17 protein-coding genes are annotated in these 16860 nt (G+C 25.1%); 6 read left to right on the top strand and 11 right to left on the bottom strand.

The genetic code is table 4. From position 1 onward, the window contains the following. Positions 1-17 precede the first annotated feature (17 nt). The 11 genes from T401_RS06160 to T401_RS06135 all read right to left on the bottom strand — a co-directional run bounded on the left by T401_RS06160 (position 18) and on the right by T401_RS06135 (position 10531). Entirely contained in the window at positions 18-359 is a 342-nt protein-coding gene (locus tag T401_RS06160; RefSeq protein ID WP_033178465.1) for an Mbov_0395 family pilin-like conjugal transfer protein, read from the bottom strand. Positions 360-490: 131 nt separating this feature from the next. Then, positions 491-1723, bottom strand: coding sequence for a hypothetical protein (locus tag T401_RS06155; RefSeq protein WP_033178464.1), 1233 nt, complete (start codon positions 1721-1723; stop codon positions 491-493). Positions 1724-1741: 18 nt separating this feature from the next. Next, positions 1742-1939 (bottom strand): hypothetical protein, encoded by a 198-nt coding sequence (locus T401_RS0100075; protein ID WP_033178463.1) that lies wholly within the window; start codon positions 1937-1939, stop codon positions 1742-1744. Positions 1940-2118: 179 nt separating this feature from the next. After that, positions 2119-2409 carry a hypothetical protein gene (locus T401_RS0100070; RefSeq protein WP_033178462.1) on the bottom strand — a complete coding sequence of 97 codons (291 nt, stop codon included), beginning with the start codon at positions 2407-2409 and terminating at the stop codon, positions 2119-2121. Positions 2410-2415: 6 nt separating this feature from the next. Then, positions 2416-3201: a hypothetical protein gene (locus tag T401_RS06150; protein ID WP_033178461.1), complete on the bottom strand. Its 786-nt coding sequence runs from the start codon at positions 3199-3201 to the stop codon at positions 2416-2418. Further along, on the bottom strand, positions 3180-4439 hold the full coding sequence (dcm, locus tag T401_RS06145) for a DNA (cytosine-5-)-methyltransferase (protein WP_033178460.1): 1260 nt from the start codon (positions 4437-4439) through the stop codon (positions 3180-3182). Before dcm ends, T401_RS06150 begins: the two co-directional genes overlap by 22 nt. Continuing rightward, a complete protein-coding gene (gene dcm_N, locus T401_RS03395; RefSeq protein ID WP_112702616.1) occupies positions 4430-5614 on the bottom strand; it encodes a DNA (cytosine-5-)-methyltransferase N-terminal subunit in 1185 nt (394 codons plus the stop codon). The genes dcm and dcm_N overlap by 10 nt, the downstream gene beginning before the upstream one ends. After that, positions 5614-7845, bottom strand: coding sequence for a type IV secretory system conjugative DNA transfer family protein (locus T401_RS0100050; RefSeq protein WP_033178459.1), 2232 nt, complete (start codon positions 7843-7845; stop codon positions 5614-5616). Before T401_RS0100050 ends, dcm_N begins: the two co-directional genes overlap by 1 nt. Continuing rightward, a complete protein-coding gene (gene mobL / locus T401_RS06140; RefSeq protein WP_033178458.1) occupies positions 7835-9124 on the bottom strand; it encodes a relaxase MobL in 1290 nt (429 codons plus the stop codon). Before mobL ends, T401_RS0100050 begins: the two co-directional genes overlap by 11 nt. 3 nt (positions 9125-9127) lie before the next feature. Then, complete coding sequence (locus T401_RS0100040) at positions 9128-9553, bottom strand: single-stranded DNA-binding protein (protein ID WP_033178457.1); 426 nt, start codon at positions 9551-9553, stop codon at positions 9128-9130. 255 nt (positions 9554-9808) lie between these two features. Further along, positions 9809-10531 carry a hypothetical protein gene (locus T401_RS06135; protein ID WP_033178456.1) on the bottom strand — a complete coding sequence of 241 codons (723 nt, stop codon included), beginning with the start codon at positions 10529-10531 and terminating at the stop codon, positions 9809-9811. A gap of 555 nt (positions 10532-11086) precedes the next feature. Here T401_RS06135 and T401_RS0100030 point away from each other — a divergent pair. From T401_RS0100030 to T401_RS0100005, 6 genes are all read left to right on the top strand, one after another. After that, entirely contained in the window at positions 11087-11899 is an 813-nt protein-coding gene (locus T401_RS0100030; protein ID WP_033178455.1) for a hypothetical protein, read from the top strand. Continuing rightward, entirely contained in the window at positions 11841-12770 is a 930-nt protein-coding gene (locus T401_RS06130) for a hypothetical protein (RefSeq protein WP_033178454.1), read from the top strand. Before T401_RS0100030 ends, T401_RS06130 begins: the two co-directional genes overlap by 59 nt. 23 nt (positions 12771-12793) lie before the next feature. Further along, complete coding sequence (locus T401_RS06125; RefSeq protein ID WP_033178453.1) at positions 12794-14752, top strand: hypothetical protein; 1959 nt, start codon at positions 12794-12796, stop codon at positions 14750-14752. Between the two features lie 254 nt (positions 14753-15006). Then, positions 15007-16110 (top strand): redox-regulated ATPase YchF, encoded by a 1104-nt coding sequence (gene ychF, locus T401_RS0100015; protein WP_033178452.1) that lies wholly within the window; start codon positions 15007-15009, stop codon positions 16108-16110. Positions 16111-16112: 2 nt separating this feature from the next. Continuing rightward, on the top strand, positions 16113-16460 hold the full coding sequence (locus T401_RS0100010) for a hypothetical protein (RefSeq protein WP_033178451.1): 348 nt from the start codon (positions 16113-16115) through the stop codon (positions 16458-16460). Between the two features lie 220 nt (positions 16461-16680). Next, on the top strand, positions 16681-16860 hold a 180-nt coding region (locus tag T401_RS0100005), incomplete at its 3' end, for a hypothetical protein (protein ID WP_033178450.1).

Here is a 16860-nt window from a genome sequence, read left to right as displayed (position 1 = left end):
AATTCATCCGATTTAAATTAACTTCATCCAATGATGGCTGCCGCAGTTGCTAACAAGATTCCGAATAAGGCAAAAATTCCAACAGATATTCCTACTCCAATTCATGCTCATCTTATTTTTGCTTTTAATTTTTTAACTTCTTCTTCATCTTTACTTGCATTCATTTTAGCCCCAACTGCAGCTGAACATATGATTGCCCCGATAAAGGCAATTACAACTAAAATTGCACAGACAATACTTCCTCATTTTCCAACTAAATTAATTAGTTCTTTTCCTTGTGTCTTTACAGTTTCAATTACTCTTCCTGATTCATCCGACATTACAAGGCTATTTAATTTATTGGTTATTTTATCAAACATAATATAAAAATTCCTTTCATAATTTCTTTGTTTATTGTAATAAACAAAAATATCGTCTTATTTATATAAATAGACGTGATAGTTTTTTATATTTACTTATTTTTTAATAAAACACTCAAAAACAAAATTTTTTATTCAATATTATCATTGAATCTTAAATCAAAGGAAACTTCATTTTTCGCAAACTTTCTTAATGCTTCCATTGCTTTTGGGATATCAATATCTCTTTTTAAAGTATTAACTCATATCCCTGTATTTACATCTTGCTTACCAAAAAGGTATTTAGGATATCATATTGCTTCTTTTTCATATACTTTTCAAAATGGTGTTTCATTAACATTTGCATATACTCCGGAAGCAAGTCCTAATGGGATTAAAAACTCATTTAATAATTGTACAATTCGATTGAATCTTCATCCTGGTTCATATTCAAGTTCAGAACTTCCAATTTCAAAGAAATATCTCTCGATATTTTTAGGATTACCCATTTCAATTAAAAGGTGTTCATCTTTGTTCAAAAATTCAGTGGCACTTGTAATTACACTATTAATTAATCTCTTAGTTTCAGGGCCGATTTGTTCTTTGATTGAAAGATTATTATTAGTTAATTCCTTCATTAGATTTAACATTAAATCACAATACTTAGTTAAAAATGAACTAATCATACTACTTGAATTTAATAAATCGTTGTCTTTTTCATACATTGAAGTATAAAGTTTTCAAATTTCACCATTAAAGATTACTAGAACTGCTCAATCATTTTCAGTTCAATTAGGGTATAAAGTGTCATCCTCCAAAGTTCTACTAATAGTAAATTGATTTCATCTTAATCAATCCTCAATTTGAATATTTTTTGCTCCTCAAAGTTTTTTATATTCCTCAAAAGTTTGATCAAACTTACTGCTTTGCTTTCTATATGGCTTTTTATCCAGATAATGTCCATTTGAAGACATAATTTCAATTTTATCTGGAATATCTTTTACCTTGTTTTTAGCATCCATTAATCTCTGCTGTACTTCCTCAGTTGAAAAAGGTGTTTTATCTGCATTTCGGTATTTCCCTAAACCTAATACATATCCCAAACTTTTATCCATTCCAAATGGCTTTTCATCATTGTTATGATCTGGCATTTCTGATAACATTGAAGTTCATAATGAATAATGTTCTTCATTTGCTTTATCAGTATTCGGTTTAAAAGGGAAGTTTTCGCCACCAGGTCCTGGATTAGGTTTTGGCTCTGGTTTCGGTTTAGGTCTTTCATGATGATCATCATTTATTATCGGATTAAAACAACTCATAGTTATCAATGGAGCAGTACTTAGCATCACTCCTGATAGTATCCCTAAAATCATTTTTTTCTTCATATTTATTTAACCTCTTTCTTATAGCAATTTTGGCTTAAATTTTAAATATTTCAATTGAATAATGACGTAATCAGCATTATTATATTTGGTTTCATTTGTCTCTAATTCTTCAATTGCTTCTTTATACTTACGAAACACATTTTCAATTTTTAATGCGCGATTTTCAAAAATTCTTACAATTGCAAAATTCTTGTCATTTATTTCACTTAGTCTCATCTTTTCTCCCACATATGTGTGTATGAATGCCTAAATAATATGAATGCTATTGCATGAGCGCTCATTAATACAATTATTCATTCAAGCACCCAAGCAACATTCATATATATACGTATTATCCGCATACATATGCATAAGCATACCTACACTGCACCTATCTTAATTTTACTTCTCTTTAACTACTTTATTTTAATTATTTTGCATCATTGCTCAATAATTTGGTTTTCATCTTCAAAGAAATAATCTAATTTGCTACCATAAAGTGTTTCTAAATAGCCAATGATATCAGGTAATAATTGTTTCACCATGTAATAAGTCATCTTACATTCCTTAACAATTTTATAGTCCTTTATGCTATAAATTTTTTTGCCCAATAGGATTGTTAATAAAAACAATTTTTCAATTTCTGGTTTCTTTTTTAAGGAAATGTTTTTTAAAAGCAAATAATCATCAATTATTTTAAAATTCATTCTTAACTAAATTCCTAATTCAAGTTCTTTTACTAATTCTTTTTCTTTATCATTTTCTTTATAAAATGCTTCAACTTCTTTTTCACTATAACCCAAATTTTCTAAATCAATTTGCTTTTGTAAATCATATTTTTCTAATAACATTGCTATATGATTGATTTTCATTGCTCTAATATCTTGAGAAAATTCTTTGATGAAGTCAAATGCTAATTCATCTAATTCCCGATCTCAGACATATTCTTTAAAAGTCCAATCTTCTTTTAATAAAACCCAATCAGCATTTGCCATCGCTGAATTAGCAACAGTTTGATAAGCAATTGCTTTATCTGCATTATTTCAAATTTTTTCCGGGATTATCATTTCAAGATCTTCTTTGGTATATATTTCAAATTCGTTAAGTGCTTGACTATGATTATCAGCATAATAAAAATCTCTTAACACCTCATAAACATTAAATTTTCTTTCATTAAAGTTTGTGTTTCAATAATAATCAAATTCATCACCAAAAGTTTCATGCATACACTTTTTTAGGTCTTGAATTGAAATTGGTTTGGTTTCACCATAGTAAGGACTTAATTGATAAAATTCTCAACCCGGTCTTTTAAATTGCACACAGTAAGCAATATCAAGGTCATTTAATTCCTTAGCATTGAAATTAAATTGGGTGTCTAAATATTCATTTAGATCATCAATTCTATAATATCCTAAATCATTGGCATATTCTTTGAAATTAGAATCAATTACAGGTTTAATTTCATAAGAAAACTTTTCTACTTTTTCTCAGAAAGTCATTTCATCTCCTTTTGGTTGTTGCTTTCAATATCAATAATTGTCTGAAACAAACTTTTTAAGACATTTACTAGAATAGAATTTCCTGCTTGTCTTCATAGACAATTATTGTCTAATATCCCTTTTTTAATGAAGGGAATTAATTTATTAAAATCTTTGTTTGAAAAACCCATTACCAAATAAGCCTCTCTTGGTGTTATGAACCGATATGGCAATTTATTTTTAAAATGGTTCTTCATTTTTATATACCCTAAAAAAGGAATTCGATCCTGTTTTGTAGTTAGGGTATTAATTATGAATTTTCTTTGTCTATTTAATTCAATATCACTTAAATCAATTCCTTGATTTATCATTCTTAGTCTTGAAGGTGTGTTATTGATTAAGACACTTTTTGCTTCTTCGTTAAAATTATTTTTAATATCAAATATTGATAGTCATTCATCTTCTTTTAGATTTTCTGGAATTGGTTTTCCTTTTTGATTAACATAATTGCTAAATTCATTATCATCTTTAAAAGGAACATTAATTTCCTTTCTAATAGATAAGGCAAATACTCTTTCTCTTCGTTGTAATGAACTATGTTCTAAACCATTAAAGATACCTGTAAAAGTCCTATAACCTAATTCATCTAATTGATTTAATCATTCTTGATATTCGATTCCATATTTTTGAACTAATGATTTCACATTTTCAAGTATTAGATATTTTGGTTTATGACTTGTCTCTTTTAAGATTCTGGCTATTTCTCAAATTAAATGAGAAGTGAAAGAAACATCTTTAATTCCTTTATCTCTTCCCATATTAGCCAAGGAAAGACCCTGACATGGGAATGAATAGGTTAAGATATGAACTTCTAAGTCATCAATTGTTTTCCCACTTAAATTTCTAATATCACTTGTATTGTTATTCAGTATATCAGCAACAGTAAGAATTTCTTTTAACTGTTTTGATTTGAATTGTAAATTAGTAGAAGATTTTGAATCATTGGAATATACCTTATCATTTAAATATGAATTTACATCAGTAATGTTATTTACATCTAAAATTCTTCTTACATTATTAGGATGTAAATTGTGATGAATAGCAGCATAAGCAATAGTGGCTTTAATATCTCAATCAGAAACACCTACAACTTCAAAATTAATAGGACTGTTTTGATTTAATAAACTAATTGCTTTATGTTGCGCTCCAATCCCGGCAAAAGCCTCAAATATCTTTAACTTTCTTCTTTTTAAAGACATTTTATTACCTCCTGAAATAATGCTTCAAGAACTTCAACACTTATGGAATTTCCACATGTAAAAATCATTTTATTTTCAGGAAGTATTTCAGTTTGTTTGACTTTTAAAGCATCTTCCTTATCAAAACCCATGTATTGGTATACCTCAATAGCATTCATGTAGAATAATTTATTTCTCTTTTCATCATAAATTTTGATTCTACTATTAGCACCAGATGCTGTTAAAGTAGGACCAAATAAATCTGGTTTATAAATATATGATTCACTATTAAATGAAGTGTAATTTAATAATGTGGATTTTATTATTCCTTGATTGCTTGTTTTAAATTCCGCAAAACTATGATTTAGCAAATGAGAACAATTAATGTGGTTATCATTCATATCTATAATTCTTGATAATGAATTTTTATGTTTAAATGACTTTGGAAAATGAAATTCATTAGGATTTGACTTTAATAAAGAAACAAGAAATACTCTTTCTCGATTTTGTGAACTACCAAATTCACTTGCATTTAAAACAGATCATTTTGATTTGTATCCAAGTTCATCCAAAACATTTATTCAATTATTAAAATCTTTAAAAAATCTCTTAGAAGTTAATGCTTTTACATTTTCTAAAACTAAGCATTTTGGTAGGCTATTAATGCTTGTTTTTAGGATTCTTTCAATTTCATAAAGTAATCCACTTCGATTCCCCTTAATTATTCCTTTTTGCTTGCCTTGTTGTGATAAGTCCTGACATGGGAATGAATAGGTTAAGATATCAATATTATTAGGTAATTTGAAAAATTGATTAATATCAGTGAAACCTTCTCATTTAGAATTTAACTTATAAACTTTGTTTAAATATTCATTATCAACATAAGCATATAAATAAGGGAAAATCTTTTGTAATTTATTTAACTTAATATTAGAAAAATAATATTTATTAATAATAGTTTTACTATCATTACTAAAACAATATTTATTTAGTGTTTCAACCATTTGTTGTTTTTCTAGATTAGATGGTTTTAAAGTTCCATAGTGGATAATCATGTATGAAACTATCGCATCAATGTAAAACTCAATTGCTCCAACTGGAATAATTTCAATATCCAAATTCTTCTTTAGATTTTTTAATGCCTTTAATTGACTACCAATCCCAGCAAATGCTTCAAATAATCTAATTTCTTTCATTAAGTATTAACATCCAAATTAGAATCTTCCACATCTTCTGATTTTAATAATTTAGTATCTTCATTTTCAGTTGCCTCTTTTAAATACGTGGTATAAATATCTTCTAATTCTCTTTCGAATTGATCCTGTTCTTTCTTTTTATTTGCTTTTTCATATGCATCATTTAGTTTTAAAAAATATTTATTAAGTTTTATTTTTTCTAAAAGGGGTAGTTCTTCTAATTTTGATTTCTCAACTAATGCTTTGAATTCTGAATCACCCAAATCTCCAAAAATTTGTTCGCTATGTTTGTTATAGAAATTTCATAATTTTTTTTCTTTATTTCTATTAATTTTCATTAGATTTGTAGGGTTTGTCTTTTGTTTTTCCTTGTTTTCAGTTTCATCCGCTGATGTTTCAGCTTCCTTCTCCATATAAAAATCAAAAGTTTTAATAATTTTAGGTTTTATATGGTTGCTTAAATATGACAAGCCAGCTTTAACGTCGTATTTTAAATATTGATAAGCAAATTTAATTTTTAATCACAAGGATTTTTCTTGTTTTTGCAAAACTATAATCTCGTCCTTAGGAAGTTTTTGTAGTTCAGCAATCCCAATAGCCTCTCTTTCTTGTGTCGAAGATGTCTCACTGCTATTATTAACTGATGTAGTTGTGGAAGTTTTGGTATATTTTTCTTTCCCAATTAATTGAGATATTTCATTTAATGTTTCTCTATTGTTGATTCCACCTAAGAAAATTCAACTATTGAAAACGTCTTTAATTGTTTTTGATGATTTTTCGTATTTAATTTCCAATTGATTAATTGATTGTAAAACACAAGCAAAAAAAATTCCTCTTCCTCTTGCAACAGATAATTTTGTTTGCATTGATGATATGGCTGGAATATTTCCAAATTCATCCAATAAGAATAATAATTGCCGTTCTAATTTACCTAATTCATTCTTTTCAGCAAAACTTGTTGCTGCCATATATAAAGATTGAATAAAGTTGAAAATAATAACATGTCTAGACTCATCATTTTCAGGAACTTTAAGAAAAATAGCAAATGGTTTATTTTCTTTAAACAAATTGATAAATTCTATTTCGGATGTATTTATCACATCATTTAATTCCTTATCTTGAATAAAAGGGATAATCGCTTGAACTGCAATACCAATTTGACCTGATAATTGTTTTGTTGGTGAATTGCGATAACCAACTACAATATCACGAATTATAAATGCATCACTAACTAAATCTTTGCGATAAAATATCTTGTTAAATCAATTACCATTTTGAAAGTTTTGAATTTCTAAAAATACCAATAGATTATTAAAGGTAAAATCTTCTTTTGTAAATTCATTTGGATAATAATAACCATATAGCAACATAAATGCTAAACCAGAATATAAAAGTTGAATTGCTCCAAAATCCCAGAAATTATTTTCACTACTTAAATTTCACTCTTTTAAACTTCTTATTAATAAATCAATTTGTTTAAATGAGAAGTTGAAATTTATATGGTTTGGATCTTGAAAAGTTAAATCTCAAATGGTGCCTAACATTGCCCAACCCATAGAATTTCTTGGATTAATTAAATCTAATACTAAAACGTTATATCCTTTATTTGAAAGTGGTTTAGTGAAAATAGCGCTAAGTTCTCCTTTCAAGTCAGAAACCACCATATGGGGTTTAATTTCGTCTTTTAAGCACATATTGTAATAAATAGAGGGAATTATAACCTTTTGGGTTTTTCCGGACCCAGAACCGCCTAAAATTAAAGTTTGGTTTTGTCTTAAAACATATGCTTTGTTATTAGTAGCACTGATTACTCAACCTGGTTCACCTTTGTTTTTATTAGAAAAAGGATTTTTAACTAAATATTTTTGAACAAAGATATTTTTATCACCAATATTCTTCACTTGGTTATAAAGCCATACATCATTCTTATCATGATTTGCTTTATTAAACCGTGTTTTTAGCTTAGGAAGAGCAATAAAGATAAAGGCAAATATAATATCGATAATGATCAAAGCAATCAATATTATTCATCAGCACTCTTGAAAAGTATTACCTAAAAAGTTTCAAAATTGATTTTGAGAAATAATTGAATTAAGTTTAGAATAATGTTTTCAAAAGAAGCAAATAATCCCAATCACAAGAATTGAAATAAGATTAAATCCTAAAACAAAACAAAAGATTTTAAAAGTTTTTCATCCACTATTATTCAAATGATTTTCTCTATTTTTCATAAAGTCTTTCAAATTCTAAAAATTTATTTAGCGCCTCTCTTCTTTGTTTTAGAATAATCTTTTCAATTTCATTATTAAAGTGATTTTTATCAGAAAGGAAAGGAGTTTTAAATGGCTTTTTGGTTTTCATTCGCTTCTTTAATATTAAAATATTTCGATTTTTATTTTTTAATGATATATTTTCTGTTTTGCTCAATTGACCTTCTTTGATTTTTTTTATCATTGCGTTTCCTAAACCATTTCATAATTCTGATTCTTCTTTTTTAATCATTTCATATTTATGTTCTTTCATAAAGATTGAACCGTCTGAATCATTTAGAATAATTAATTTAGTATTAATAAAATCATTAAATAAGTTTTCTAATTCTGGATTAGTTCTAATATTCATTTCAATCATTTCATTTATAACTGCTTTGGCTTCTTTATTTAATGTTTTATAGTTCAAGGCATTTGGTTTTCTTAACTCATTAAATCTCATTGCTAAGTGTTCCAAATCCTTAATTTCTTGATCTTGTTTAAATAAATTTCTTAAATCAATTTTTAAATCTCTTAATTCTTTTACATGATTTTGATAAATTTCATATTTTTGTTCATCCAAAAGTTTTTGCTCAATAACAGCGGCAAATTTTTTAAATTCACTAATTTTGATAAAACCGTCTTTTTTAAAACTTAAATTGGACTTATTTGGATAGACCAAACTTCTTTGTTTTTCTCAAAAAGCTAAATGAATATGCGGATTTTTAGTATTTGCATGGATGGCAAAAATAACATTTAAATTATTTAAGGACAAATTATTGCGATGAAAGAAATAATCTAAATTTTGAACTAATAGTTTAGATATTTTTCTATGATCAAAAATTCGTTTAGTAATTCCAAATTCACCAAAACTTAAATGAGTGTCTCAAATGTATTGTTCTTCTTCCATTAAACCTAATTCTTTTTTAACAAAACTTTTTTCAACATTAATAAATTGCTTTTTGTCGTTTGAATATCAAAATAAACCACTATTAATGTTTGTTTCATTATTTAAAATATTAAATTTCTTTGTATGGCTATTAAATCAATTTAAAGCCTCTTTATCACTATCGAAAGTAGGCATTTCACCTTCGTAATTAAAGCAAGCCTCATCACGGGTTATATAATCAATAAAACCACCAGTTTTAAAATAAGTTAAATTTTTATTACCAATTTCTTTTAAATATGGATTAGTACTATAAGCATCAATTCCTCTACTAAAACCTATATTATTATTTGGTTTAAAAATAATTAAAGAAGACATAATCTAAAACTCTAATTGAAAATCATCTTTTGATATTCCTTTATCTATTTCTTCTTTTTCTTTTTCAGAAGAAAGTTCTTCAGCTAGTTTAAAGTATTTTTCATTTTTATACTCTTTATCTTGTTTAAGTTCAAATAAATCAACTTTATTAATTAATACTTCCACAAAACTTCGTCTTGTATTGTCTTTAATTGATGTATAAACATTCTTTTTAAGTTTTCCTTCAACTTTAATCATCGCCTTTTTGTGTTCCTTATGAAAATCAGAAATTTTTTCTGCTTCTTCGTTAAAAGCAACTAAGTCAAAGAATTGAATATCTTTTTTATCTTTATCCCTTATTGCTAAAACACATTTAATATATTGCGCTGAATTATTATCATGAAGTTCACCTACTTTATATAGGAATCCAGACATTTTGATTTTATTCATATTTCTCTCTTTCTCGCATGCATTCATTCATACGTATAAATAAATAAAATAAAAATTTATATTTACTATTCTTATATCTCAAATCTATTTTTTATACTTTTATTTATTCCCTTACTTTTTTAAGTGTTGTTTTTTGCTTAGTTATAGTAAAAGTGAATAATTATTTGTTATTTTTTTATATTCTTAAAGCAAATAACAATTTTTAGGCATAGCGAAAAATAAGTTTTCCAAACAAAACCCCCTTACTTTTATTTATTAAAATTTTGCTTGGTAGATTTGGATATGTCTAACTGAAACAAAACTTTTCTTAGCCCTATCGTATTTTCTCTCTATAAAAATGGTTAATTTTCTCAATTGGGTTAATAAAGATAAATTTAGTACTGTAATAAAATCATTTATTTTGTAATCATTTATCCCAAAACCCACATTACTTATAGTTAAATTAACTATTTTATTTTTCTTTTGCTTTCCAACAAAGAAATTGAAACGGTTTAATGCAATTAAGCCAGTAATTCCATTGTAAAGCGCTTGGAAAATTTGATTAATTGATTTAATTTTTAGAACATTACTTATTGAACCATTATTTTTAACCACAGTTTTAGTAATCATTCATTTATGTCCCTCACATGAGACAATGCCTAATTTTTTTAAATCTCTTAATCCGTGTTCTAAACGGAAATTAGAAATTCCAAAATGACTAAATTCACTTTTGAATAAAAAATTTCTTTTTGATAATTTTCTCATAATCAAAATTACTAATAAAACTAAAAAAGCATTTTGTCTTTTTTGTAATTTTTTCACTACTGAATATCTCAAATTAAATTTAATTAATCCTTCATATTTGAAAAATTGATTAGCATCTACCTTCAAATATTTTCTTTTAGAACATAAATCACTAAATAATTTTTCTTGTTCTCACTTATTTAGAAATTTGTGATATTCATTAGCATCATTCATTATTTCATATACTCTACTCATAAAATTTCCTTCCTTTTTTATTGAAACAAACCTTTTTTATGGTAAAATATATGTAGGTTTGTGAGGAACCTAAATTCAACAAATATCCCTGCTGACGGGGATTTTTATTTTTTTGTTTTTTAGTGTTCGATTTTCAATTTTGAGTAATAAAAAAACTACCACCCGAATGAGTAATAGTTTTTGTTGTGATAAATAACTTTTAAAACAGCGATAGAGCAAGCACCTTATTTTTGACACGGTCAAAAATTTTAGTTAATATTAAAGAGTTTTATAAAATCAAATTATGTTCAAAAAAATGGAATTTTCTCCTGATGAATAAGCCATTTTAAGTCATATCAACTATTAATAATTAAAATAGCATTTACATGGTTAATTTAGACATCAATAATTTTAAAATAAAACAAGTGAATGCTATCTATAATTTCAGATGAACTAAATTCAATAAATTTTATTGAAAACGAATATCTTTTTTAAAGAATCGTTTTTTTTTTTTTTTTTGTAAATTGAGTTAAAATTAATAATAAATAAACATTTTAAATAAAGGAAAACATTCATATGAGTGAAAACAAGAAAATGAAACGAAAAAAATTAGCAATTGGATTAGGAATTGCAGGATCAGTAGTAGTTGTTGCACCAATAATAACTATTAGTGCAATAAAGATTAATTTTAAAAATAAGAAAAATCAAATGATTGATTTAATTAAAAAATATCAAATTGAGTTTAACAATTTCTTAAATATTAATAAAGAATTAACTGATTCAATTTCTCAATTTCAAAATATTGGTTCAACAACAATTGATTTTATTAATAAATCTAATTCGAATTCAGAAATTCACAAAAAAATGACAATGTTAGAATCGCGTCGAGTTGCGATAGTAGAATTAATTGTTAAACATTTGCGTTCTTCTTTGAATCAAAAAATATCTAAAGCAGAAAAATTAATTGATAGTGAAAGTGAATTAGAAAAATATAAATCAGCATATATTACTTTTAAAAACACAATTGACAACATATTAAATAGCTTAGAATCAACTTCAACTTATTTAGATATTTCCAAAAAGATTGATTTATTTAATAAAGCTTTTGAATCTTTGATTTTAGATAAAGAAGAAATTGATTTTCAAATTGAAAAGAAAAATTTTGTTGAGAAAATGGAGAATGTCAAAAACACTTACTTGTGATTAATAGATGTAATTAAGGATACTGAAAAAATAGATTTGTTAAAGCCTCTAAAAACATTTATACAAAATGTAAACCTAGAAAATATCAAAAATAATTCAGCCTTATCTTCTTATAAAACAAAATTGAATGAAATTTTATTGAGTTATAGATACATATGAAGAACAAAAGATTCAAGAAATTCATAAGTTAAATGATTTATATTCTCATATTATCAATGAGGAGCTTCCATTATATTCTGACCCAAGCCTTTCAGATATCAAAGATGAATTTGAAACAATAATTAATAAAAAAGTGTCTTCAAACCTTTCTTATAATATAAGTAAAACAGAAGTTGAAAACAGAATTGCTGAATTGAGTGATGCTTCAAAAATAGCAAGTAGTAAAAGAAGCAATAGAATGGAAGATGTTTCAACGCTAAAATCAAGTATTAAAAATGTGACTTATGATCTTTCAAATTTTTCTTCAACGTTGAAAGATAATGTCTATTTAACTGAATTAGATTCTATAGTAACTGAAATAGTTGAAAATAGTAACAAAATTAATCTTGATAATATTTCATTTAATGAATTAAAAGAAACAAATAATTATCTACATGCAAAATTAGAATTGATATCATTAAAAGATCCGGTCGAAAAATTATATAAACTAAAATATGACATTGAAAACTCATTCACTTCTTTAGATCCAAGGGTTAAACAAATGTTTGGCAATTCATTAATCTTAAATATAAAAGAAATATCTCTACAAAATATAAACGAATTAATTTCTAAGTTTGAATTATGAAAAAATAACTCAATAGAAATTAATAAAATATTTGAAAAAATTAATGCAATTATGCAAAACCCTAATTATACTGATTTGAGCAATGAAGAACATAATGGTAAATATCTCGCAATTAAGAATGAATTAGATAGTATTTTAAATGATGTTATTTCTAAATTAAATATAAACATAAATGACATTAATGAATTTGATCATTTGAATGCAATAATTACTAAATCATTTGAAGATGCTATGAAAAATAAGGAATCAATTGATGCTTCATCATCTAATTAATTAGTTAAGAAAGGAATAAAAAAATGAAAAAGAGAAAATTATTATACAGCCTTTTAGCTATATCTACATTAGGATTAACAGCAGCGACATTTGCAACTTTAATTAGCAAGACATCCTTAAACACTGATGAAGAGAAAAAGATTTTAAATCAAATTTCAAATTATAAGTGATTAAATAATGAAGCAAACAAAATAAAGCATGATATTAGTAATTACGAAAGACCAAAAATTTATATTAATCAAAATTCATATAATTCTTTGTTATTAAACAAAGATGAAAAAATTAAATTTTATAAAAAATTGATAGCAGATAAGACTAATGCAAAAATAAATGAAATAATTAATAATTTCAAAATTAATAATGTGTATGATAACTTAACATTTAAGTATGCTAAATTTCTTCCAGATATAACATTTCCAAAAATTGATTATAATGATGACTTTTTGACAACATTAAAAAAATATGATGAAATCACTAACATTTTTAAAAAAATGAAACAATTAGAAGATGAAATTTCAATAAAATATCCTGAAGATTTAAATATTTTTAACAAATATTTAAGTATTTCTGATTATATTGATAATAATTTAGTCTCTGATACAACAAAAAAAATAAATGATGATTTCAAACAAAAATTGGCTGATTGAAAATCTTTAAATGTTGTTGAACGTTTTTCAAATTCAAATGCTTATAAAGATTTATTTAGTGATTTAGAAAAATATATTAATACAATTAAATCAGAATTGGGAGAACAAATAGATTTACAAGAAAATTTTGACACCCATAGTATTATTTCACATATAAAAACTGCCAATACATTTTTAGAAGACACTATTCAATCAAATAATTTAAATAGTAATTTAGATTTAAAACAACAAATTATTGATGCCATATCTGATTCAAAGAGAATTACTAATTCATTTACTAATTTAATTTCTACTTCTAAAAATATTGATGAAAAAGATTATAAAGTCAAATTGAAGAAAATTTATGATTCAGCAATTTTATTATTAAATAAAATAAACAAATTACGTTCAAATGTTGTTCTTTATGTAATGAAAAATTTAGGTTTTTCATATTTAGAAGACACAATGAATGATCAAATATTAGATGAATACTTACAAGAATATAAAAATAATTACAATGCTTTTGTAGGTTTATTTAATGCATTAAATTATAATGATACATCTTTAACAGACCTATTAAATACAACAGATAAGATATCTCAATACATTGAGTCATACAAGTCAACCAATGATATTTACTTCAATAGATATGATATTAGAAGAAGAAATTTAATAGCAAAATTGAATGCAGAATTTATTAACAAATCCAAATATTACGATGTAATTTCAACATATTTTATTTCTGACTTGAATTCTTTCATGTTTGGGTATGGAAGAGAAGAATTTAATGTTTATGAAAACAATTTGTATAAAAACGAAGAGTTAAAATGAACCTTTTTGAGTAAAATATTTAATAAATATTTAACAATAATTAATGAAATGCGGAATGAAGTTTATTATGAAAAATTAATGAATGAAGAAGAATTGTTAAATTTAAAGCGCCAATTTATTACTGAGCTTAATGAAGGAATAAAAACAAATATTTTAGCTAAATCAAATGAAATGGCAATTGAAATTAAAACAATAATTGAAAAAGCAATTGAAACAAATGATTTTAAAACTTTACAAAACGAAGATATTCTGTTTTTAAAAGAGCAATTAATTTTAATTAAAGAATGTATTGATAGAGATTTAATTTTAAATTCAATATTCTTTAACTTAGATTTTTTCACAAATGAAGATTTACTTAAAAGTAATTGAATATGGAATGAAGAAAATAAAATGTATCAATCTGGGTTTATAGGTTCATTTATTCCTAATTCCCAAAGCCCTATTAAATTTATTTCTAATAATGGTGAAAAGAAAACCATTGATATTTCAAGAGTTTGAAATCTTGTGAAAATTTTACAACAATAATTTAGATTCAATGTTTCTTAAACAAAAATAGCAAATTGTTATAATTTTGCTATTTTTTTGTCCTATAGTTTAGATTTGATATGGTAATGAAAATGTTAATAAAGGATAAAATTAAAATGTCCTATCTCCAATTATCTTAATTTTGATAAAAAATCTAAATAAAAATTCTAAAATTATAAATGCTATTTCTTATAATTAAAACGGCCATTTGAAATGTTAAAATTATTTTATTAAAAAAACAATAAGGAGATTATATGTCTTTAAAAGCAGGTATAGTTGGATTGCCTAATGTTGGTAAGTCGACCTTATTTTCAGCACTTACTTTAAATGAAGCTGAATCAGCTAATTATGCTTTTACAACAATTGAACCAAATATAGCAGTTGTCAATTTAAAAGATAAGAGATTATATGAATTGGCAAAAATCGTGAACACTAAAAAGATTGTACCAGCCACATTTCAATTTGTAGATATTGCAGGACTAGTGGAAGGAGCCTCCAAAGGTGAGGGCTTAGGAAATAAATTTTTAGCTAATATAAGAGAAGTAGATGCAATTGTACATGTAGTGCGATGTTTCGAAAATGAAGATGTTGTGCATGTAAGCAATAGAATTAATCCAATTGATGATATGAAGATTATTAATTTGGAATTAATTTTTGCTGATTTACAAACTATTGAAAATGTTATTAATCGAATTGGGAAAAAAGCCCAAAATACTAATGATAAAGAATTGAAATTCGAATATAGTGTTGTTTTAAAAATTAAAGAAGCCTTGCAAAATGAAATCATGGTTAAAAACATGGTTCTTCTTCCTGAAGAACAAGCTATTATCAAACCGTATCAATTATTAACAGCAAAGCCAACTATTTATGTAGCTAATTTGGATACTAATAATTTTAAAAATATTAATGAAGCAAAACATTTTCAAGTTCTAAAAGAATATTTAGAAAACCAAAATGAAATTATTATTCCAATTTGCATTAAATTGGAATATGAAGTAAGTCAATTTGATGAAGAAGAAAAATTAACTTTCTTAAATGGATATAATATTGAAGAATCGGGAATTGATAATATTATTAAAAAAAGTTTTTATTTATTAGATCAGGCAACTTATTTTACAGCCGGGGAAATAGAAGCTAGAGCATGAGTTTTTAAAAAAGGTCAAAATGCAGCGGAATGTGCTGGTATTATTCACACTGACTTTGAAAAGAAATTTGTTAAAGCTGAAGTTATTAAATATGAAGACTATATAGAATTTAATGGCGAAAAAGGTTGTCGTGAAAATGGAAAAATCAACTTGGAAGGGCGTAACTATTTAATGCAAGATGGCGATGTTTGTTATTTTAAGGTGGCAAAATAATTATGAACCAAAGACATTGTAAGTTAGCGATAGCAAATTTAATTCTTGGCATCATTTTTATTGGGTTATTTGCTTATTTCATAAGTATTTTTGCATTAAAAAAAGTCGAGCCAATTGATACCGAAATCCACTATTTACAAAAATATCAAGCCATATCTTTATTTTTAGGTATTTCATTATTAATTTTATTTGTAATAACCCGATCTATTCTTGCTATTTTCTTATTCAAACCATATTTATTTCTTGAATCAAGAGCAATTTATGGTTTTTCTATTTGTGCTATATTAAGTAATATTTGTCTAATTATCAGTAGTATTTTAATCATTATAAATTATTTTAAAAGTAAATAAAGAGTAAAAAGAGAATTAAGACTGCTATTAGGCAGTTTTATTATTTAATTATTTGTTGATACTAAAAAAGCAATAACTAATTTAAATGTAATTTGTTTTTCTTTAAAAAATTACCTTTAATTCAATAATTTTTGTTTTTGTTTGATATTCAAAGCGCCTTTTCCAAAAAAAAAAAAAAAAGATATAATTAGGCCTATTAACAAGGAAAGGAGGGTTGCTAATGAATAGTACATCAAGAAAACTATCAATAGCAAGCTTAGTTATAGGCCCAATATCATTTATATTATTTATTGTTGTTGCTGTCTTTGCTATTATGCTTTTGGCCGCAGGGTCTGCTAATGAAGCTTCTGCTGATGTAGCTTTTAATTTTGGTAGTTTAATTGGTATATTAGTTGTTGGG

It is taken from the genome of Mycoplasma anseris ATCC 49234 (assembly GCF_000702805.1).
Taxonomy (GTDB): Bacteria; Bacillota_I; Bacilli_A; order Mycoplasmatales; family Metamycoplasmataceae; genus Metamycoplasma; species Metamycoplasma anseris.
Note: the sequence above shows the minus strand (reverse complement) of the source record. Positions and strands in the feature narration are given on the sequence as shown.